This is a genomic window from Finegoldia magna ATCC 29328, assembly GCF_000010185.1.
Classification (GTDB): Bacteria; Bacillota; Clostridia; order Tissierellales; family Peptoniphilaceae; genus Finegoldia; species Finegoldia magna_H.
This window is the reverse complement of the sequence record NC_010376.1, coordinates 322,345-342,879: the sequence shown is the minus strand read 5'-3', so window position 1 is coordinate 342,879 and position 20,535 is coordinate 322,345. Positions and strand designations below refer to the sequence as shown.

Genomic DNA, 20,535 nt, shown 5'->3' with positions numbered 1-20,535 from the left:
CTTCTAAATTTTAAATTTTCGAATAATGTAGTCTGCAAATTCTGATGGATTATTGATATCGAAATTATCGTATCCCGAAAATTTCCTGTCGCTGATAACTGCGTATTTGTTCACATCGCTACACACTAAATCATCCGTAAGAGTACATTCGTATTTTATGAAATCGGAATCTTTCATCCCTTCAATAATTATCAAATCAACATCGTCCAATAATTGTATCAATTCATAAATATTTTTACTCCTACCATCTAATTTAAAGTATTTATCGTTAAAAATCAAGGTCTGACAAGCTCCGTACTCCTTGTAGAAAAAAGTGTCCGTATCTTTGAAATCTAGCTCAAAATCGTGACCGTCGTGTTTAATTACAGAACAAGTTTTGTTTCTGTTTTTCAACTCTCCAACAAGCTTTTTAATAAAAGTAGTCTTGCCACTATTTTTCTTTCCACAAATACAAATCAAAGGTGTTGCATTTTGTTTCAAATCTTCTGGATAATTAATATTTACAAATTCGTCTTCAAAAATCGTGTATTTTAAATTTACAAATTTCGCATCGATTTTCTTAACCAAATTCATTACGCGATAATCTCCAATTTGTAGCATTCCTTCTATAACAGGAATAATTTTTTTCGAAAAAATCCCACAAGTTGGATAACATCTCTCGTCTGTTTCAAAAATTACTGCTTCATCTGAAAAACTTGCGATAGATGCTGCAAAATCCACCAAATCTGGTTTCACATTAATCATATCGCAAGAAGTTACAAATACATATTCATTTGTAGAATTTTTTAAAATCTCCAAAATTCCACTCAAAGGTCCCGCGTCAACATAAGTATCCTTCACAGTTTTTATTGGATAATAATCAGCCGTATTAGATGAAACAATTACCTCATAGTCTTTGAATCTATCAATCAATTCTTCGATAAAAGTGTGCCCATAAAAGTTCAAATCGAATTTGTCTTGACCCATTCTCTCACTTTTTCCACCGGCCAATATTCCTACAGAAACTCTCATATTTCACCCAAATAAATATAATCTACGCTTGAATTCACATCCAAGCTTTCGTTTTGTTTTTGAAGCAAAAGCGCATTGCAATTAGTCAAATCTTGTAGCATAGAATTCTTGTGTTTATCAAAAATCGTAATCTCGGAATCTTTTACAAAACATCTGACGTATCGTTGAAGCTTCGATGGTTTCATCGATCCTTCTACAACTTTTCCTTCTTCAAATTGTTTTACATTTAATCCATAATATTTATTGTACAAATCCCAAAATAAAACTTCGAAATTACAAAAAGCCGCAAACGGACTTCCCGAACAAGACAACACAATTGTGTCACCTACTTTTGATGCCATCACAGGTGTTCCTGGTTTCATGGCAATTCTGTGAAACAAAACTTCTCCAATTTGTTTCATACATGATTCCATTAAATCTTTGTCCCCAACACTTACTCCACCAGTTGTTATCACAACATCTGATTTTTGTGTCAGATTTTTTACTTCACGTATGATTGATTGTTCATCATCCATGCAGTTTTTTTGTTCGACAACTTCTACTCCTGAATTTTTTAAAATAGATTTTAATGTAAAAGTTGTTGAGCTGTAGATTTTTCCTGGTTTATAATCATCCCCAGGATACAACAATTCAGATCCTGTCGATAATAGCGCTACCTTTAATTTTCTGTAAACCTTAACTTTTGCATATCCATTTGATGCCAAAATCGACAAGTGAACCGAAGAAATCCTCGTGTTTTTAGGAATTAACAAATCCCCTTCAGACACATCTTCGCCTTCTTTGATGTAATAATCAAAAGGCTCGTAAGGTTTTTTGATTTCAATAAAACCATCCACTACTTCGCAGTCTTCTTGTTTTACAATTGCATCGTAGCCTTTTGGTACAAATGCACCTGTCATAATTCTCACGCAAGTATTTTCTTCGTAATCAAAATCATTGCAATCTCCAGCAAAATTCGTCCCGATAATTTTCTTTTTCGATAATTTGTCAGAATCTTTGCTACTTACAGCGTATCCATCCATTGCACTTTTGGGATAAGGAGGATTGTTGAACTTCGCCAGCACATCCTCCGCCAAAACTCTGTTATAAGCATCATCAATATCAATTTCTTCAATTTCAGATGCTTTTTTTATATTTTCTTTAAGTATTTCCTTCGCTTTTTCTACTTGTAATAACATTTATTTAACCTTATTCGCTTTTTAATTTTGTGTTGATATTTCTCATTGTTGGAATCAAAATTCCACCCAAAACATTACCCAAAGTAATAACTATAAGTGCAATAATTGTTTGTGAATTCCACATTCTTGCCATTTGAATATAAAACATATCTGCAATACAGTGTTCAAATCCGCATAGAATAAATACCATAATACTCATTATAATTCCCAAATATTTTCCAATTTCGTGAGGATTGTTTAAGTATTGATCCACTGCGTGAACAACCATAATGTTGCAGAAAATTCCCAAAACAAACAAGCTAATTAAGCTATCATCTGCTTTTACTTGAACTAATTTTGTGGATTTTTCGATAATTCCAGGAGCAACTCTTGTAAGACGAACCAATTCCGCTACAATAATACTACCAACTAAGTTTCCAACCCACACCATCAAACACCATGGCAAATAAGTTTTCACATCATTATTGAACAAATATCCAACTTTTCCTGTAAACAAGTTGTACTTCAAAGTACACACTGCAAAAAGACCCAAGCTGAACATAAATGCTCCGACAATTTTATTGTTTAGGCTCAAAAATACGACTCCACCCATAGCAATAAAAGCTCCTGCCATAATGGCATACAAAAAATCCGCTAATTTTTTCATTACAAATCCTTCTTTCTAAAATCTCTATAAATATTTAAACGACTTTGTTTGCAAAAGCCGATTACAGACAAATTGTATTTTTCAGCTAATTCCAATGAAACATCCGTTGGTGCGCTTCTGGAAACTATAACAGAAATTCCTGAATTGATACATTTTTGAACAATTGATGAAGGAATTCTTCCCGAGGTAAATGCGATTAAATCAGATAATTTTTCGCCATTTAACACAGCCGTACCCACAGCCTTGTCAAAAGCGTTGTATCTTCCAATATCGTCACATTGGCAAATTATCTCTTCGTCTTTTGCCAAAACAACAGAATGCACATTGCCAGTTTCTTTGAATAATTTCGACCCCGACAAATTAAAATTAGAAATCTTCAAAAGTGTTTCTTCCTCCCAATCAATCGGAATTACTTTTTCATCTCTATTTGTAAAATTATAAGGAACATTTTTGTAATCTCCACTTTCAGTAGTCACATGACTTGGAGTGTTATCGATATCTTTCAACTTGACATTACAAATATTTCCATCAATATGTATATCTATGTTTTGTATATCTTCTGGCCTTACAATATTTTCTGTTATAAGATATCCTGTAACAAGTTCTTGTAAATCCTTTTCAATACACAAAAGTTTTACGATAGGTTTGGAATTAATATTAATATCCAACAAAAATTCTCTTAAAATAACATCTTCTACTTCTTCTATAACTCCATCGTTATATTTCTTAACCATTACACGTTTTTCAAAATTCATAAAATCTCCTTTATTTAATTATATCAAACAACTTTAGCCGATTCAAATACTTAACACCATTATCTATTTTTTTGTGAGCAAAATTTCTCACTAAAAAATCGGCGATAAAAATCACCGATTCAATCAATCATTATTATGTCGTTGTTCCGCTTCTTTTTTGCTGTAAACACATCCGCAATAATCTTGCCTATACAAATCAAATTCCTTCGATAATTCGATTGATCTCTTGTACCCATTTTTCTTTTTGAAATCGGAATGTAAGAATTTGGTTTTGTGAGTTTGTTCCAATTTTTCTCCAATTTCATTAATCCATTGACTGTTTTTGTGAGGACTAACTGATAAAGTCGTCGTTATAAAATCAAAACCCATCTCATCTGCAATGTCGAATGTTCTGTCGATTCTCAAATCGTAACACTCGTAGCAGCGCCTTGATTTCTCGCCAAGATCCTTGTATGGCTCTACTCTTTTATAAAATTCATCTGGATCGTACTTGTCAACAATTATATCTATCGGATATTTTGCTTTTGTATTTTCGATTACTTTTTTTTGCTCCACAACTCTCTTGTCGAACTCAGATTGCGGAGAAATATTTGGATTGTAAAACAAAATTGTTATCTTAAAATACTGAGACAAATATTCCAAAACATAACTTGAGCAAGGTCCACAACAACTGTGAAGAAGAAGTGTTTCTCCACCATTAAGATTTTCAATTGTTTTATCCAATATTTTTTGGTAATTCTCCATAAAAATCAACTATCCTTCTTTGATCGGAAATCACAAAATCCGCTCCCGATTCTACGAGTTCTTCTCTTTCTCTAAAACCCCACTCAACACCAACGCTTGTTACTTTCGCATTTTTGCACGTCTCAATGTCTGTGTCAGTATCTCCAAAATATACTATCTCTTCTTTTTTAATATTCAAATCTTCTACTATTTTATCGAGCAAATACGGATTTGGCTTTCTTTTAGTTTCATCTTCCAATGCAGATACATAATCAAAATAGCCTTGTGGAAATAAATTATTCAAAATTTTTTCTGCTGCAGGAAGAGTTTTGTTCGTGCACACGCAAACAAGTGCACCCATTTCTTTTAACTTATCCAAGCTTTCTCTTATATGTGGATACAATTGTGTTTTCTTGTCGTCATATCCATTGTAATATTCAATGTAGCTATCGTAAATTTCATTAAATTGTGAATGAATTTTTGCTTCATCCAAACTATCTCGTTGTATCAAATAATTCAAAGATTTTTCCACCAAAATTTTCGGTCCATCTCCAAGAAAATAATTGAATTTGTCCTTTTCTACAGGTTTGAGTCCAAATTTTTGTGTAGTGTGATTGAAACAATTATTAATCATTTCTATCGAATCTATCAACGTTCCATCCAAATCAAATACAAAAACTCTCTTCATTAAATCACCTTCGATTCATACATTGCAATGGAGCAAGCTATTGGCAAATTTAAAGAATCTACATCTTTTGATTGATTGATGAAAATCTTGTTTTCATTGTAGTATTCTTTTGGAAGCCCTGCCCCTTCATTTCCAAACGCCAAACTGAACGGCTCATCAAATTTCACATCACCAAGTTCATTTGAGTTTTCATCTAATAAAAACGAATAAATTTTATTGTCTGGGAAATTTTTCTTGTAATCTTCTAAATTATCAAACTTTTGAATATTTAATTTGAAAAAAGCCCCCATGCTCGCACGCACTACTTTTGGATTGTAAACATCACAAGTATTTGAAATCAGCGCCAAATTCTTGTAACCAAAAGCAAGCATACTTCTCATAATAGTGCCGAGATTTCCCATATTGTCTATTCCATCCAAAATTATGTGGTTTTTTTCTTGGAAATTGGATTTTTCTTTTCTGAAAACTCCAATCACGTATTCCTTATCCTTTAATGAAATTTTGTTGATTTGTTTACTTGAAATAGTGTACGGAATTTTCTTTTCTTTTAATATATTTATCAATTTTTCGGTGTCATTGAAATCCTCAGAAATTAAGACCTCCTCAACAATATCAGCCTTATTTTCAATAAGTTCATAAGTTGGAAAAGGTCCCATTGTATAAGAATATTCAAGATCTTTTTTGTATTTCGTGTATTTTTTCATTTATACTCCATTACTAAAAACCCACATTGCTTTGATTTGTGGTCTTAATCTATCGTATTTCCAAGTTTTTTGTGAATTGATAAAACTGTTTGGATCATTTAATATAATATTTCCATTTGAATCCATTCCCGAAATCACCATGACATGACCCGTTCGTGTAAAATCTCCAGGTCTTACAGAAATAAGAATCGGATTTCCTTTTTTTACATTTTCTTTTATAACATTATAATTTTCATCCATTTGCACAGCTTTTAATCCGTATTTTCGTGCAATGTAAGGGTAAAATCCCCAGCTTGTTCCCTCTGATGACGAAAATCCGTTACGATCACTTTCTTCTGCTATTTTTGCAGGAGTAATTGAAGGGTCGTTTTTCAAATAAGACATCGCCATCGCACAGCTTGTAGGACCGCATCCTGTAAATCCAATAATTCCGTAGCCGTATTTTTCATATCCCCATCTCTTGTCCCATTGCAAATACAATGGCACATTCGAGTTGTTTGCTTTTTCAGTATAAGAATACTCGTTTTTGACTGTTGGATCTATAGTTTTTGCTACGAAATTTACCGCAGTATAGTTATTTCCTGCAAGTTTCAATAACGATGGATGAATGTCATCAGCGTTTTTCATAACTAGCTTTGCATTCGGATTGTACTTCGCGTAAATTTCCAAATTATGCAACAATTCATTCCTCTTAAAAGTATTCGAAAAAATATTTTCGTTTTTTCTAATTTCTTCAAAAACTTCTTCGTCGGTTTTTTCTTTTTCCACAGGTTTTTCTTCAGAGTCCGATTGTTGTTGAGATGCCTTTTTCTCGTGAGCAATCTCAGCTTGTTTTTGTTCTTCTGCATACTCTTGCCTGTCTTTTTTTACTTTTATGATTGAAAATAGAATTATCAGAAGAAAAACGCAAACAAGAAGTCTTCTTTTAACCGCTCGTTTTCTTTTTTCTTCAAGAAATCTATCGTGATTATTGTGTATCAAAATTCCACCTCATTTATCTAATTATATCATAGGATTTGAAATTATTACAAAATTATGACAACTTTATAAAATTGTAACAATTATTTGGGTATATATACATTGAGGTGATGATATGAGCAAATTTTACGATTCAATTTCAGATAATTACGAGGATATTTTCCAACCAAATGATAAGCAAATAAATTTTTTAAAAGAACTTGCACACGGAAAAATCTTGGATGTAGCGTGTGCGACTGGAAAAGTTGCAAAAAGACTTCAAGATGATGGATTTGATGTGATTGGAATTGATTTGGAAGAAAAATTCGTCGACAGAGCTATTAGAGAGAACAAAATAGATGCTAAATTGATGAATATGCTAGATATCGACCAATTGCAAGACAATTTTGGTTTGATTTATTGCATCGGAAATTCCTTGGTCCACTTGGATTCTACAGAAAAAATCGACGAGTTTTTGAAAAAATGCTACGACAAGTTAGACCCAAACGGAAATCTTGTACTCCAAATCATAAACTTTTATCCATTTTTACAAGTTGATGACGATTATTTGGGATCTCTTCCAACTATCAAAAATGAAAAAGTCGAATTTGTACGAAAATATTTCAGAAATGGTGATTTCATACGATTTAATACAGTAATGACAGCAAATGACAAATCAATTGAAAACGAAGTTAATTTATTTCCAATAATATCAGACGAATTAGTAAAACTTGTAGAACAAAATGGTTTTAAGAATGTAAAAATCTACGGCGGATTTAACAAATCAGAATTTGACAAAGAAAATTCCAGACCATTAGTATTAAGTGCCGAAAAATAATAATATTTTCTAGAAATGAAAAACCTCCCAAATGGGAGGTTCTTTAAAATTTTATGCTCTTTTTAATTGATCCGAATATTCCACGAGCGATATCTCGTCCGATTTGTCTTGTAAAACTACCAAGCATCGAGTTGATGCTTTTAGTTGCGAAGTCTTCTATCGCAGATTTCTCTTGTTTTTTAGCTTTTTGTGGTTTTTCCGGCTCTTCTTTGATTTGATTTTGTAATTTGTTTTGCAATATTTCATAGGCAGATTCCCTGTCAATTGATTGAGAATACTTTTGATTCAAATCAGAGTTTTTCACGATATAATCAACATCAGATTGAGAAAGTGGTGTAAATGACGAATGCGGCGGAAGAACGAGTCCTTTTTTCGTAATACTTGGTGCTCCTTTTTCGTCCAAGAATGAAATCAACGCTTCACCAGTTCTCAAATTTACAATTTCATCTTTTACATTCATATCGGCATTTGCCCTGAAAGTTTCAGAAACTTTTTGCACAGCCTTCAATTCTTTTGGAGAAAATGCCCTCAATTGATGCACAATTCTATTTCCTAATTGCGAAGAAATCGAATCTGGAATGTCGAGTGGATTTTGCGAGATGAAGAATATTCCCACACCTTTTGAACGAATAAGTCTTACAACTTGTTCGATTTTATCCATTATCATCTTGTTTGCATTGTCAAATAACAAATGTGCTTCATCAAAGAAAAATACTAATTTTGGAATTTCTGGATTGCCCACTTCTGGTAGCGATTCGAAAAGTTCTGACAACAGCCACAACAAAAACATAGAATATAAATTTTTGTCGTTGATAAGTTTCGCCGCAGAAATTATGTTCACAAATCCACGTCCATCAGAATCTGTTTTCATCAAATCTTTTATATCCAAACTTGGTTCCCCCAAGAATTTATCAGCTCCCATATCTTCAATGTACAATAATTTTCTCATAATTGCACTGATACTTTGGGTAGTTATATTTCCGTATTTTTTCGAATAAACATCCCTGTTGTCTGACAAATGATTAAGCATTGAACGCAAATCTTTAATGTCTAAAAGCAAAAGTCCTTCTTCATCAGAAACCCTGAATGCAATATTCAAAATCCCCGCTTGAGTATCGTTCAAATCCAAAATCTGCGACAACAAAATTGGACCCATTTCAGAAACTGAAACTCTCAATGGAAGACCAGCTTCTCCGTAAACATCCCACAAATTCACAGGATAGTTTTTGAAATTAAAATCTGTAATATTCATTTCATCTAGTCTGGATTTCAAGTTGTCGTTCATTTCACCTACAGATGCCAAGTTTGACAAGTCTCCCTTTACATCCGACAAAATAGTTGGCACTCCCAAATCGGAGAAATATTCGCACAACACTTTTAATGTAACAGTTTTTCCGCTTCCTGTAGCTCCGACGATGAGCCCATGTTGGTTCACTTTATTTGAAAGAAGTTCGATATCCTCGTTTCCTCTTGCAATCAATAATTTTTCCACTATTTCCTCCGTATTTCTATTTCTCTTGTATAATTTGTTTCAAATCAATAAAATTAAACGTTGCTTTTTTATAAAAAACTTTTGTTTTCTTATACTTGTTGTAGTTGTTGTACACTGTAACTGCACACACTGAAAGTGCGAACACCAACAATGTGTATTTCCCAAATATCAAATATAAAATCATTCCCATAATCACATAAGATATCGGGCTGTAATCAAACGGCAAATCATAAAAAACACTGTAGAGTATTCTGTCAATACATATTACTACCAATAACAACCACACGTAAATCGCCAAATTGAGTGTATTTGATTCTAATAAATTAAGAATGATTGCTGGAACAAAATACACTCCTGCTCCAATTATAGGTACAAATGAAAGTATCGTTATAAAAAACGATTTGACAAAAACATGGTCAACCTTCGCACATTTCAAAAATAGTACAGACGTCAATAAAACTAATATTATTTTCGAAACCTCGTAACTTTTCTCATACAAAACTATTTTTTTTAAATTCTCTTTCATATTAATAACCCGGCTTTTCTAATAATTTAAACATTTGCTTCTTGTATTCTTCAACTCCTGGTTGATTAAAAGGATTCACTCCCAAAACAAGCGCTGAAATCGCAACACTCATCTCAAAGAAATAAATCATATATCCTAGATTTTCTTCATTAATCGTATCGATTTTGACGACAATACTTTCAACATTTGACGACAAATGCGCATTAAGTGTCCCTTGCATAGCCATCTTGTTCACATAATCCACGGATTTTCCGCTCAAATAATTCAAATTATCCAAATTATCATCATCAGATTTTATAAACAAATCTTTTTGTGGATTTTCAACAGAAATTACTGTCTCGAACACATTTTTTTGTCCGTCTTGAATCATTTGACCAACAGAATGAAGATCTGTCGTGAAATTACAAATCATCGGGAATAAACCCTTGTTGTTTTTACCTTCAGATTCTGCAAATAATTGCTTGAACCATTCGGAAAAATATTTCAATCTCATCTCGTAATTGACAAGTATCTCGATGTCTTTTCCATTGCGATACATATTGTTTCTAAATGAAGCGTATTGCAAAGCAAAGTTTGATTCATAATCAAGTTTAGTAAACTCTTCCATCGCATTCTCTGCGCCCATCATTAATTTATCAATATCCAAGCCTTTTACACAAAGTGGCAACAATCCAACAGAAGTCAACACAGAAAATCTTCCACCGATATCATCTGGCACAACAAAAGTTTCGTAACCATTGATATCAGACAATTCCTTCAATGCACCCTTATGTTTATCCGTTGTAGCAAAAATTCTGTCCTTTAATTCTTCTTTCGTGTATTTTTCTTCCATCAATTCTTTGATAAATCTAAAAGCGATTGCAGGCTCTGTAGTAGTCCCCGATTTGCTTATAACATTTACACAAAAATCCTTGCCTTTCAAATAATCCAAAAGCTCAGACAAATAAGTAGAAGACAATTGGAAACCAGCGTAAATAATTTCGATATCAGATTTTTCGAAATAGCTGCTCATCGCATAATCAATCGCCTTAGCTCCTAGATAACTTCCGCCGATTCCTATAACTACTAGACAATCAGACGTTTCTCTTATTTTCTTCGCACATTTTTTAATTCTCTCAAATTCTTCGCGGTCGTAATTTTTTGGCAAATCAATCCATCCTGTGAATTCCTTGCCTTCACAGGTTTTATTTAAAAGCTTTTCCAAAGCATTTACGGATTCTGTTTTTAAAGTGTCTACAGAATTATGACTTGTCGTATTTGAAAAATCTAGCTTAAACATATTTCCTCCTATAGAACCTTCAAGCTCACTAAAACAATATCATCATCTTGCTCCAAAAATCTAAAAGAATTCACTTCGCTTAGCACGTATTCGATTCTTTTATCTGGAACCTTCATTAAATCTCTTTTCAGTCTTTCTTCGCCGTAAAATTCGTTCCCAAATCCTCTAGTTTCAGTTATTCCATCAGTGTACATGATTAATTCATCGCCACTGGATAGCAATATATCTCTTTGAGTAAAGCCAATTCCTTCAAACATTGGAGAAATAGGATGACCCGTAACCTTTAACTCTTCTAATTTCTCATTTGAAATCAAAAATGGAATCCCATTGTGACCAGCATTTGCATACGAGAATATTTTTAGTTTTCTATCGTATAATCCGTAAAAAATCGTAAAATACTTATCTACAGATAAATTAAGTTCGGTAAATGTTGTGTTTAAATCCTTCAACACTCTTTTTGGCCTAGAATCTGTAATTCTACTTACCAAATACCTCATTGTCTGTCTAATAAACATCGTAAGAATTGATGCCGCAATACCATGGCCCACAACATCAGCAATATAAATTCCTACAAATCTTTCATCAATGTCGATGCAATCAATGATATCTCCAGACAAATCCCTAGATGAAATATATCTGTAATCCAAATCCAACCCAACATGCTCGCCCTTACTAGGCAAAGTTTTGTTTTGAATGTGTTTTGCAAAGATTATTTCATCCTTAATGTCCTTGTTCGCATTAATCAAATCAATCTGAGTTTTAACCTCTTTTGAAATATCTCTGAAAACCTCGACGGTACTTACAACCTCTCCATCTTTATTTCTAACTGGAGAAGAAGTTATGGAATAGTCCACACCATTTATTTTTCTTTTTTCTTTGATAGTGCTGTTCAAACGGTATTTTCTATCTGCCAAACATTTTGGAAAATCTTCACTGTAATCCAAGTAGCAGTTCACGCCTATAGGATTGATAGGCATTGAATTTATCATGCTTTTATTAGCAAATATTATAACCCCATCTTTATCTATTACTCTGACTAAATCCTTCATCGAATTTAGAACTTGATAATCAGATCCTTTGAAATCACTAACACCTTCTCTTGATTTCTTCTCCAAGGAAATCTCCTCCTATTTAGGTCTTGGACCAAAATATTGATACAAATAACACTTCATATTTCCGTTGTACATCTTTCTATTTTTAGATGATTTTTTGCCGTAAAATTTCTCAAAATCTTCGCAATCTGTGATTATATATTGGGAAGCCGTCTTGAATTTTGCCATTTTTATTCCCAAATCCTTATAAATCTTCTCAGCTTCTTGTCTCTCGCCAAGCCTTTTTCCGTAAGGTGGGTTAGATATTAAAACGAAATAATTATCATTTAACACAACATTTCTGAAATCTCTCGTTACAAATCTAATATCTTCTCTTACTCCCGCATTTTCCGCATTTGCAATCGCCTTTTCGATTGCCGATCCATCCACATCACTTGCAAAAATATCAATCTTTTTGTCGTAATCAATGCTCTCCAAAGCTTTGGTACGCTCTTGTTTGTAGGCATCGTTGAATTTATCATTAAAATTAATAAAATCGAATTTTCTGTCAATCCCTGGTGCAATATTTCTGAATTTTCTCGCAGCTTCTATCGCAAAAGTTCCACTACCACAGAACAAATCCACAAGAGGTCTGTCACTGTTTGCAAATGACAAATCAATAATTCCTGCCGCTAAGTTTTCTCTTATAGGTGCAAGGACCGATTCTTCCCTGTAGCCTCTTTTGTGAAGTCCATCTCCCGAAGTATCCAAAGTTATCGAACAAATATCTTTTACTAGACTAACTTCAATTCTGAATCTTCCCTTTGATTTAGAGAACCAATCCACCTTGTATTTCTTCTGAAGAGATTTGATAATCGCCTTTTCTGTAATCGATTGACAATCTTTAATAGAAAATAATTTTGATTTGTAACTTCTACCCTCTACAATAAAATTGGAATCCGCTTCTAAAATTTCTAACCAATTAATTTTTTCCACACCTTTAAAAAGTTGCTCAAATGATACAGCCTTAAAATTACCCAATTCAATTAGAACCCTATCTGCACATCTCAAATTTATATTTAGTTTGGCGATATCTTTTTCATCGCCTTCAAGTATTATTCTTCCGTCGTTTACATTCAAATTTTCATAGCCCATATCCAAAAGTTGTCTTTTAACTAAACTCTCCAAACCGAATGCACAAGTCACTATTATTTTCAAAATTATTCTCCTCCATATTACTTACTATTTTATCATATTTTCAATGTTTTTTTCTGTTTATTATGATATTTAACTGCAAATTTACAATAAAAAAACTGCAACGAAAATCGTTGCAGTAAATTTGTAATTTAATCTACAGTAATATTTCCACTAACTGTTGCAGCACTAATTTCTACATCATCATTCGTGAATGATTGGTCGTGAGATTTACTGATTTTTTTGGAGCTATCCTTGTAGTAACTGTCGATTTTGATTTCTCCACTGACAGTTCTAAGTTCAATTGAACCTTTCTTTTCTTTTATGTTGATATTAATATCGCTCGATACGCCCCTTACATTCAAGTCTTTATTTTCATCCACATCGATTTTTATATCTCCACTTACTGTGTTCACTGTAATTTTAGGATTTTCAGAAACTATCTTCACATCACCACTTACAGTATTAACGTAGATTTCTTTTTTGCATTTGAAAACTTGAACATCTCCACTTGCTGTGTTGACATTTACATTGTTTGATTGTGTAGTAATATCAACATCGCCGCTTGAAGTGTTGCAAGTAACATCGTTACTAATAACATCTACATGTACATCTCCACTTGCTGTTGCGATATTCAAACCCAAATCACTGTCTTGTGGAATTTTAATAGAAATTGATTTGATGAAACTTTTTTGGAAGAATTTTTCCATTTTAACTTTGCCAAGTTTCAACACGTGATTCATGTAATCAACATCTAACTTTTGTGATTCATCAGTTGTAGTGTAAGTTACTATGATTTTATCCAATTCATGAGTTGACACATCGATGTCTGCATTTGATTTAACTTCTATTCTGTGGAAATCATTGTCGAATTCCAATGTTTGTTGAGACAAATCGTAGTCTTTGTCTTTTGATTGATCGAAAATTTTAGAATTGAAGAAATCACCAATGCTATCCAAGTTAAACATACCAAAGAAGTTATTTTCTCTGATAATTCCAGCTTCTTTACATTCGTTGAAAATTTCTCTTGGATTACCTAATTCAGTTGAAATCTCTTCTTCAGTCTTTCCGTTTTCAACTCCGATTCTAAAATGTTCTTCGTAGTCATTTTTGATTTCCTTGTAAGTAGTTTCGTCTACATTTCTGAAATAGTAATCTAAAAGTTCCATAAATTGTTCTTTATTCATTTAAAAACCCTCCTCTAACAAGACCTTGACACTTTCAACCAATTTCTTGTAGTCTTCAAGTTGTGAGTGCAAATATTTTTTTCCTTCATCTGTTATTTTATAGTATTTCCTAGATGGACCTGATTCTGATTGCTCAGTGTAATCTTCCAAGTATTTATCATTCTTCAATCTTCTAAGCATCGGATAAATTGTTCCCTCGCTCATTGGTATCTTATCTTTTATCTGATCTATAATTTCGTATCCGTAGCTGTCATGTTTAGATATAACTGATAAGACACATAATTCTAAAATCCCTTTTTTTAATTGTGTGTTCATATCTTACCTCCTGATTATATTATAATACACGGTAGTATATATTGCAAGGTATTGTGTAAAGTTTTTTACTACAAAAATTTTAATTGCTCAAAAGTCGTGTCGCTCAGGTTTGCCGCCGTAATTCCGAAAAGCCTCACAGACTTTTCTATCTTCGTATTAACCACAAGATACTTTACAATCCTAAAAATATCGCTAGAATCACTAATGTATTCTTCTAAAGTCATCGATTTTGTAATCACGGAAAAATCATTGAGTTTTATTTTAATTCTAATAGTTTTTGCTTTAATATTTTTCTTATGAAGATCATCACTTAATTCTTCGCTGAACTCACTAGCTTTATTTAATAATTCATTGTAATTTTTCAAATCACGTTCAAAAGTATACTCCACTCCGATAGATTTTCTAATTCTCGACAAATCCAACTGTCTTTCATCAATGCCTCGAATTCTATCGTAGATTACTTCACCAAACTTACCGAACAATTCTCTCAAATTATTTCTGGATAAATCGTACAAATCACTTACTTTTTTAATGCCAATTTTATTTAATTTTTCTTCAGATTTTCTCCCGATTCCTTGAATCTTACCAACCTTTAAATCCAACAAAATATTTGGAATATCATCTTGTGTGATGATTTTGATTCCATGAGGCTTGTTCCAATCTGACGCAAGCTTTGCAAGGCTCATGTTGTAGCTAATTCCAATTGAAATAGATAGTCCTGTTTTTATCCTAACATTTTCTTGGATTAAGTTTGCCAATTCTAATCTATCCATTCTAATATGAGAAATATCCATGCAACCTTCATCTATACTCATTTTTTGAATCTTATTAGAAAAGCTCGACAATACCTTGAAAACTTTCTCGCTATTTCTTCTGTATTTCTCGAAATCAGGAGCAACTATAACAAGGTTTGGAACAATTTTTTTCGCTTGAAATATTGGCATCGCAGAATGTAGACCGTATTTTCTTGCTTCGTAATTTGCAGTAGTAATAATCCCTCTCTGACTTCTTCCACCAACAACCATAGGGACGTGTTTCAATTTTGGATTATCGAGAATTTCACAAGACGCAAAGAAAGCATCCAAATCAAAATGCAAAAAATTTAAATCCATAACACACCCCTTTCTACTAAAAAAGCTCTCATTATTGAGAGCTTAATCGTTAATTTCTAAGTTGTTTGATGATATCCATGCATCGTACGATTTTAGTGAATCTGCACTTTTAATTATCGCATGACACCATACTCTTTGACCTGAATCAGGCTTTGCTTCATAAATGTAAACTTCACTTCCAATAGGAATTGAAGAAATCATTTGTGATTTATTGCTTGGTTCTTCGTAAATTTTGGCATTATCTGTAGTTACCAAATAAGTTTTACCTACAAGACGTATACACAAGTCAATAAGTCTTCTGTTATCATCTGTTTCATAACTGTAATCTTTGTTAGATTGATTCTTTGAGTTTTCTTTTTCTTTCTTTAATTCTTCCGCTGATTCACTGGCTAGTTTTTCAGCTTTTTCTCTAGCTTCTTTTTCTTTTTTCTCAGACAATGCACGTTGTTTTTCTTCTTCTTGTTTCTTTTCATTGTATTGATTCTTTGCTTTTTTTACTTCTTTTATTTTATCAATTACAAGCGTTTCATGTGGCATAACTCGTGCATATGAGTTTAACATGTTCAAGCTTGCATCAAAATTGTCATCTTCAGCAAATGAATCACTAGCAATTATCACCGCTTGAGTGCTTTCTTGCAATCTTTGTTGTGCTTTTTGATAGTTGACATTGTCTTTGTTACTTACTTTCAAAAAACTTTTTGCTGCGTCGATATACTTCATTTCCTTCAAATAATTTACACCATAATCGTAATTATTCTTGGAGGATAGTAGCTCCACAGCTTCACGTTTCTTATCAATATAAGATCCATCGTTTGTTCTATCGTATAATTCGCTGTAATAGTCAACTGCTTTTTGGTAATTACCATCTACTATACATTGGTGAGCCAATTTATCTAATTTTTCTGCCTTTGATGAATTTAAAATATTTAATCCCACAAAAGCACCAACAAATATTAACACAGTTAACAAAACTACAGCAATAATATTTTTTCGCTTCATTCATTACACCTCTCTAATATTCTAATGAATAACAAAGAATAAGTCAATAAACGAAAACGTTATATTTTACCTATTTTTACAGATTTTGCACAAAAAAGTGGAGTGTAAATTTACACCCCACTAATTCTAAAATCTATTATTCTTTTAGAGGTTCTTCTGCTGTAAGTTCGATTTGATTCCATCTGAAGTCATCTTTGTTAAGATCTTGAACGTATCTGAAATCAAACTTCTTAACTCTCTTGTTGATTGGAGATAAAGCTTCTCTGTAAAGTGTTGGAATCAATGGTACATTGTCTTCCATTACTTTAGCGAAGTCTTTGTAAGCTTGTGCTCTATCTTCATCAGATGTTTTACCATCAGAAATCTTATCCAATGCTTTTTGCATTTCTGGATTAGTGTATCTGTAGTAGTTGAATGATGCATTCTTACTGAATAATCCTGATGGATCAGGGTTAGTACCGGTTGACCATGCACCTTGGAATACGTCGATTTCTGGATCGTCGTTTTTAAGTTTGTCATAGAATGCGTTGAATTCGATTAGTCTTCCGCCTGTTAATTCAACTTTCAATCCTACTTGTTCCCAACATTGCATGTAGTATTTTGCTAATGGTTCAGCGATATCTCCACCTGCCATTGAAGCAAATTTGATTACCAATGGTTTACCATTTTTGTCTTCTCTGAATCCATCGTTGTTAACGTCTTTATATCCAGCTTCGTCTAATAATTTTTTAGCTTTTTCTGGATCGTAGTTGTATCCTTTAAGGTCTGTATTGAAGTAGTCCTTGAAGATTGGAATTATAACTGATGTTGCTTGTGATCTGTATCCTAAATAGAATTTTTCACCAACAGCATTGTTGTCAACTGCGTAACCCATAGCTTTACGTAAGTTAACATCTGCCATCTTAGCGTTAGGATCTACAACAACTTCGCCTTTAGCTTTGTCCCATTTACCTAATTTAAATCCTAAGTAAGTGTAAGCCATATCTTGGAATCTTGCTACTTTGTATCCTTTTAATTCTGATATTTCTTTGAATGTATCTGAAGGTGCTCCACCTGCGATATAGTCGTATTTGCCAGCTTTTAATGAAGCTAAGATTTGTGAACTTGGAACTCTTTCCATTACAACTTTATCGATTTTTGGTTTTCCACCCCAGAAGTGTTCGTTAGCTGAAAATTCAACTGATTGTCCAGGAACTACATTTGAAATGTAGAAAGGTCCTGCTGATTTAGGGTTCTTTCTAACTGGGTCAGAAGAGATTATATCTTTTACTGGTATATCTTTTAATTGATCATAGCTATTTGGTTCAGCCCAGATTCCAGCGCCCCATTTGATTGATGGTACCCATTCTTTAAATTGGATTTGAACTGTTTTGTTGTCGATTTCTTTAACACCAGAAATGTCTTTTGTTTTTCCAGCGTGATAATCTTCCATACCAACGATATTAATCATATCATCATCATAACGTACACCAGGATAGTCCTTGTGACCGATGATTAGGTAGTTGATTATAATGTCTTTTGCAGTAACTGGTTTTCCATCATTCCATTTGAATGAGTCTGAAAGTTTAATAGTAGCAGTTTTTGCTTTTTCATCCCATTCAAATTTTTCAGCTCCAGAATCTCTCAATTCCAAGCTTTCTCCAGCGTTTGCTGCTGTATACATTGTAGGTCCAATGATGTTCCAGTCGTAGTTGTCATCGTATAATGTGTTGTTGAATATACCTTTAAATGGTGAGTCTGTAGGAATACCTACTCTAAATGTACCACCTTTAATTGGTTCGCCTTCGTTTTCAACAACAACACCGCCGCCCATTTTTTCTCCGACTATGTTGCCCTTGTTTTCTTCATTAACTTTCTTTCCAGTACTAGATTCTTGTTTAGAACCTGAGTCTGAAGATTTTCCGCTATCTTTCTTTGAATTTCCACATCCAGTAAGTACGAATGCTAATACTAAAAAGATAGCTAATAATGATTTGAATTTCTTTTTCATTATTTTCACCCTTATCCTTTCCTTTGTTTTGCATCGGAAGCTCTTCTTAATGCTTGACCGATGTAATTTATACACAACATCATTACCAATATCAATAATGATGCGGGTAACCATACATATAATTTGTCTTGAATAACTTCTGGTTTTCTGGCTAATGATACCAACGTTCCAAGTGATGGATCTGATGGTGGAAGCCCAAAACCTAGAAAGCTTAGTCCAGTTTCAATACCGATGTTACCGGCGAAACTTAATGTCATATCTACTATTAATATTGAAGAAATATTTGGTAATATTCCTGTAAACATCGTCTTCAAATCGCTAGTTCCCATTGTCTTCGATGCATTTACATAGTCTTTCTTGCTTTCAGCTAGAGCTTTTGATCTTACAAGTCTCGCCATTCCTGTCCAGTAGAACACTGTAAATATCATTACAAATGTAAACATCGAATATTTTGGAACAATAGTTACGAATACTATGATAATCATCATCGTTGGAAGAATTTGGATGAAATCTATAATTCTCATTATAATATTGTCCAACCATCCGCCGTAATAGCCTATCAACAATCCTACAACTATGCCTATAGCAGATGTAAGTACTGTTACAGCAATTCCTATTACAATAGAGTTTCTAGCTCCGATTATCAATTGTCCGAACAAATCTCTACCACCTTGATCTGTACCTAAAATATGTCCAGCCTCTCCAGGTGGTACATATGAATTCATAATATCTACCATCATTACTTGTTTTTTATCAAGCAACATTGCTCCAACAAATATTCCTATCCACAAAACCGCTAATACTACTAAAGATATTATGGCTAATTTGTCTTTTTTGAATTCATTGACTATTACTTTAAATCCAGTTGGATTATCATGTGCAAGGTCTTTATATTCTTCAAGCTTTTCTTCTGTTACTTTTACTTCTTTCATAAAAACCTCCTATTCTATCCTTATTCTTGGATCCACTATACTCATGATAATATCACTTAATAATGAACCACAAAGTGTCAAGAATCCATATATCATAACAAGCGCTGTCATAACTGAGTAGTCTCTTTGGTTGATACAGTCAACGAATAGTGAACCCATTCCTTGGTAACCGAAAATTGTTTCAATCATGATAGAACCTGCTAATAATCCTGTGATTTGGAATCCGAAGAATGCAGCTATTGGTAAAAGTGAGTTTCTAAAAATGTGTTTGCTGTAAACTTTTTTGATAGGAACCCCTTTTGCTCTCGCAGTTCTTACGTAGTCTTGGCTTTTTGCATCTACAACTTCATTTCTTAAATATTGGATAGTTCCAATAGTTGTAAGTAATGCATAAGATATTGCTGGAAGTAGCATATGATATATTCTACTTAATACTGCTGCCATGCCGCCTTTTGCTGAGGCTTCAAGGCTTATGATTCCACTTGTTGGGAACCATCCAAGCTTATATCCGAAAATCAATAACATTATCAAATAGAATACGAAGCCCGGGGTTGCTAGTGCCAAGAAGTTATACAAGTTAACTCCCTGATCGAACAGCGATCCGTCATACCTACCTGCATTTATTCCCAATGGAATTGCAATTGCATACATTATTAATAATGAGAACAATGATAAGAAGAATGTGTTCTTAGCTCTTTGACCTATAACGTCTTTTACAGGTAGTTTTTGAGTATATGAATCACCAAAATCTCCTTTTACTGCATTTCCAACCCATCTTTTATATTTTACATACCATGGATCGTAAAATCCTGATTTTATCTTAAGTTCTTCTTCAACCTTTGAGTTACCAGTGCTTGGTGTGATTTTTCCTGTGAAAGGGTCACCTGGCATCTTTTGAGCTACAAAGAATATAAATAAACTTAATACTATCAATTGAGGAATCATTATTAAAAATCGTCTTATTATTGTTTTAGTCAT

21 protein-coding genes are annotated in these 20,535 nt (G+C 33.1%); 1 reads left to right on the top strand and 20 read right to left on the bottom strand.

Going from position 1 to position 20,535, the window contains the following annotated elements:
* Positions 1-3 precede the first annotated feature (3 nt).
* The 8 genes from mobB to FMG_RS01540 all read right to left on the bottom strand — a co-directional run bounded on the left by mobB (position 4) and on the right by FMG_RS01540 (position 6,686).
* Entirely contained in the window at positions 4-1,011 is a 1,008-nt protein-coding gene (mobB, locus tag FMG_RS01575) for a molybdopterin-guanine dinucleotide biosynthesis protein B (protein WP_012290305.1), read from the bottom strand.
* Positions 1,008-2,189, bottom strand: a complete 1,182-nt coding sequence (locus FMG_RS01570; protein ID WP_012290304.1) for a molybdopterin molybdotransferase MoeA — start codon at positions 2,187-2,189, stop codon at positions 1,008-1,010. Before FMG_RS01570 ends, mobB begins: the two co-directional genes overlap by 4 nt.
* A gap of 10 nt (positions 2,190-2,199) precedes the next feature.
* Positions 2,200-2,835 (bottom strand): formate/nitrite transporter family protein, encoded by a 636-nt coding sequence (locus FMG_RS01565; RefSeq protein ID WP_004166936.1) that lies wholly within the window; start codon positions 2,833-2,835, stop codon positions 2,200-2,202.
* Positions 2,835-3,590, bottom strand: a complete 756-nt coding sequence (fdhD, locus tag FMG_RS01560) for a formate dehydrogenase accessory sulfurtransferase FdhD (protein ID WP_012290303.1) — start codon at positions 3,588-3,590, stop codon at positions 2,835-2,837. The genes FMG_RS01565 and fdhD overlap by 1 nt, the downstream gene beginning before the upstream one ends.
* A gap of 123 nt (positions 3,591-3,713) precedes the next feature.
* Positions 3,714-4,334, bottom strand: a complete 621-nt coding sequence (locus tag FMG_RS01555) for an epoxyqueuosine reductase QueH (RefSeq protein WP_041250574.1) — start codon at positions 4,332-4,334, stop codon at positions 3,714-3,716.
* Positions 4,306-5,001, bottom strand: a complete 696-nt coding sequence (locus FMG_RS01550; RefSeq protein ID WP_012290301.1) for an HAD family hydrolase — start codon at positions 4,999-5,001, stop codon at positions 4,306-4,308. The genes FMG_RS01555 and FMG_RS01550 overlap by 29 nt, the downstream gene beginning before the upstream one ends.
* Entirely contained in the window at positions 5,001-5,705 is a 705-nt protein-coding gene (locus tag FMG_RS01545; RefSeq protein ID WP_012290300.1) for a TrmH family RNA methyltransferase, read from the bottom strand. Before FMG_RS01545 ends, FMG_RS01550 begins: the two co-directional genes overlap by 1 nt.
* Entirely contained in the window at positions 5,706-6,686 is a 981-nt protein-coding gene (locus FMG_RS01540) for a C39 family peptidase (RefSeq protein ID WP_012290299.1), read from the bottom strand.
* Positions 6,687-6,798: 112 nt separating this feature from the next.
* On the opposite strand from FMG_RS01540, the gene FMG_RS01535 reads away from it, so the two are divergent.
* Complete coding sequence (locus tag FMG_RS01535) at positions 6,799-7,500, top strand: class I SAM-dependent methyltransferase (protein ID WP_012290298.1); 702 nt, start codon at positions 6,799-6,801, stop codon at positions 7,498-7,500.
* Positions 7,501-7,543: 43 nt separating this feature from the next.
* Here the strand turns inward: FMG_RS01535 and FMG_RS01530 are convergent, their stop codons facing one another.
* The 12 genes from FMG_RS01530 to FMG_RS01475 form a co-directional block, all read right to left on the bottom strand.
* A complete protein-coding gene (locus FMG_RS01530) occupies positions 7,544-8,992 on the bottom strand; it encodes a helicase HerA-like domain-containing protein (RefSeq protein WP_012290297.1) in 1,449 nt (482 codons plus the stop codon).
* 16 nt (positions 8,993-9,008) lie between these two features.
* Positions 9,009-9,518, bottom strand: a complete 510-nt coding sequence (locus FMG_RS01525; RefSeq protein WP_012290296.1) for a hypothetical protein — start codon at positions 9,516-9,518, stop codon at positions 9,009-9,011.
* A gap of 1 nt (position 9,519) precedes the next feature.
* The gene (locus tag FMG_RS01520; RefSeq protein WP_012290295.1) at positions 9,520-10,797 is read right to left on the bottom strand and encodes a glucose-6-phosphate isomerase; all 1,278 of its coding nucleotides are present in this window, start codon (positions 10,795-10,797) and stop codon (positions 9,520-9,522) included.
* A gap of 8 nt (positions 10,798-10,805) precedes the next feature.
* On the bottom strand, positions 10,806-11,912 hold the full coding sequence (locus FMG_RS01515; protein ID WP_002839783.1) for a PP2C family protein-serine/threonine phosphatase: 1,107 nt from the start codon (positions 11,910-11,912) through the stop codon (positions 10,806-10,808).
* A gap of 12 nt (positions 11,913-11,924) precedes the next feature.
* Positions 11,925-13,046 (bottom strand): THUMP domain-containing class I SAM-dependent RNA methyltransferase, encoded by a 1,122-nt coding sequence (locus FMG_RS01510; protein WP_012290294.1) that lies wholly within the window; start codon positions 13,044-13,046, stop codon positions 11,925-11,927.
* Between the two features lie 128 nt (positions 13,047-13,174).
* Entirely contained in the window at positions 13,175-14,209 is a 1,035-nt protein-coding gene (locus FMG_RS01505) for a DUF4097 family beta strand repeat-containing protein (RefSeq protein WP_012290293.1), read from the bottom strand.
* The gene (locus FMG_RS01500) at positions 14,210-14,524 is read right to left on the bottom strand and encodes a PadR family transcriptional regulator (RefSeq protein WP_012290292.1); all 315 of its coding nucleotides are present in this window, start codon (positions 14,522-14,524) and stop codon (positions 14,210-14,212) included. It lies immediately after the preceding gene.
* Between the two features lie 68 nt (positions 14,525-14,592).
* Positions 14,593-15,636 (bottom strand): DNA polymerase IV, encoded by a 1,044-nt coding sequence (locus FMG_RS01495; RefSeq protein ID WP_012290291.1) that lies wholly within the window; start codon positions 15,634-15,636, stop codon positions 14,593-14,595.
* 42 nt (positions 15,637-15,678) lie between these two features.
* Positions 15,679-16,635 carry a hypothetical protein gene (locus FMG_RS01490; RefSeq protein WP_012290290.1) on the bottom strand — a complete coding sequence of 319 codons (957 nt, stop codon included), beginning with the start codon at positions 16,633-16,635 and terminating at the stop codon, positions 15,679-15,681.
* Between the two features lie 136 nt (positions 16,636-16,771).
* Positions 16,772-18,625, bottom strand: coding sequence for an oligopeptide ABC transporter substrate-binding protein (locus FMG_RS01485; protein ID WP_012290289.1), 1,854 nt, complete (start codon positions 18,623-18,625; stop codon positions 16,772-16,774).
* Positions 18,626-18,636: 11 nt separating this feature from the next.
* Entirely contained in the window at positions 18,637-19,557 is a 921-nt protein-coding gene (locus FMG_RS01480) for an ABC transporter permease (RefSeq protein WP_012290288.1), read from the bottom strand.
* A 9-nt stretch (positions 19,558-19,566) separates the two neighbouring features.
* The gene (locus tag FMG_RS01475; protein ID WP_002839835.1) at positions 19,567-20,535 is read right to left on the bottom strand and encodes an ABC transporter permease; all 969 of its coding nucleotides are present in this window, start codon (positions 20,533-20,535) and stop codon (positions 19,567-19,569) included.

Excerpts from the sequence above, each read along its gene's own strand:
- mobB (WP_012290305.1), bottom strand. The coding sequence starts at position 1,011 with ATGAGAGTTTCTGTAGGAATATTGGCCGGTGGAAAAAGTGAGAGAATG.
- FMG_RS01570 (WP_012290304.1), bottom strand. The coding sequence starts at position 2,189 with ATGTTATTACAAGTAGAAAAAGCGAAGGAAATACTTAAAGAAAATATA.
- FMG_RS01565 (WP_004166936.1), bottom strand. The coding sequence starts at position 2,835 with ATGAAAAAATTAGCGGATTTTTTGTATGCCATTATGGCAGGAGCTTTT.
- fdhD (WP_012290303.1), bottom strand. The coding sequence starts at position 3,590 with ATGAATTTTGAAAAACGTGTAATGGTTAAGAAATATAACGATGGAGTT.
- FMG_RS01555 (WP_041250574.1), bottom strand. The coding sequence starts at position 4,334 with ATGGAGAATTACCAAAAAATATTGGATAAAACAATTGAAAATCTTAAT.
- FMG_RS01550 (WP_012290301.1), bottom strand. The coding sequence starts at position 5,001 with ATGAAGAGAGTTTTTGTATTTGATTTGGATGGAACGTTGATAGATTCG.
- FMG_RS01545 (WP_012290300.1), bottom strand. The coding sequence starts at position 5,705 with ATGAAAAAATACACGAAATACAAAAAAGATCTTGAATATTCTTATACA.
- FMG_RS01535 (WP_012290298.1), top strand. The coding sequence starts at position 6,799 with ATGAGCAAATTTTACGATTCAATTTCAGATAATTACGAGGATATTTTC.
- FMG_RS01525 (WP_012290296.1), bottom strand. The coding sequence starts at position 9,518 with ATGAAAGAGAATTTAAAAAAAATAGTTTTGTATGAGAAAAGTTACGAG.
- FMG_RS01520 (WP_012290295.1), bottom strand. The coding sequence starts at position 10,797 with ATGTTTAAGCTAGATTTTTCAAATACGACAAGTCATAATTCTGTAGAC.
- FMG_RS01505 (WP_012290293.1), bottom strand. The coding sequence starts at position 14,209 with ATGAATAAAGAACAATTTATGGAACTTTTAGATTACTATTTCAGAAAT.
- FMG_RS01500 (WP_012290292.1), bottom strand. The coding sequence starts at position 14,524 with ATGAACACACAATTAAAAAAAGGGATTTTAGAATTATGTGTCTTATCA.
- FMG_RS01495 (WP_012290291.1), bottom strand. The coding sequence starts at position 15,636 with ATGGATTTAAATTTTTTGCATTTTGATTTGGATGCTTTCTTTGCGTCT.
- FMG_RS01490 (WP_012290290.1), bottom strand. The coding sequence starts at position 16,635 with ATGAAGCGAAAAAATATTATTGCTGTAGTTTTGTTAACTGTGTTAATA.
- FMG_RS01485 (WP_012290289.1), bottom strand. The coding sequence starts at position 18,625 with ATGAAAAAGAAATTCAAATCATTATTAGCTATCTTTTTAGTATTAGCA.
- FMG_RS01480 (WP_012290288.1), bottom strand. The coding sequence starts at position 19,557 with ATGAAAGAAGTAAAAGTAACAGAAGAAAAGCTTGAAGAATATAAAGAC.
- FMG_RS01475 (WP_002839835.1), bottom strand. The coding sequence starts at position 20,535 with ATGACTAAAACAATAATAAGACGATTTTTAATAATGATTCCTCAATTG.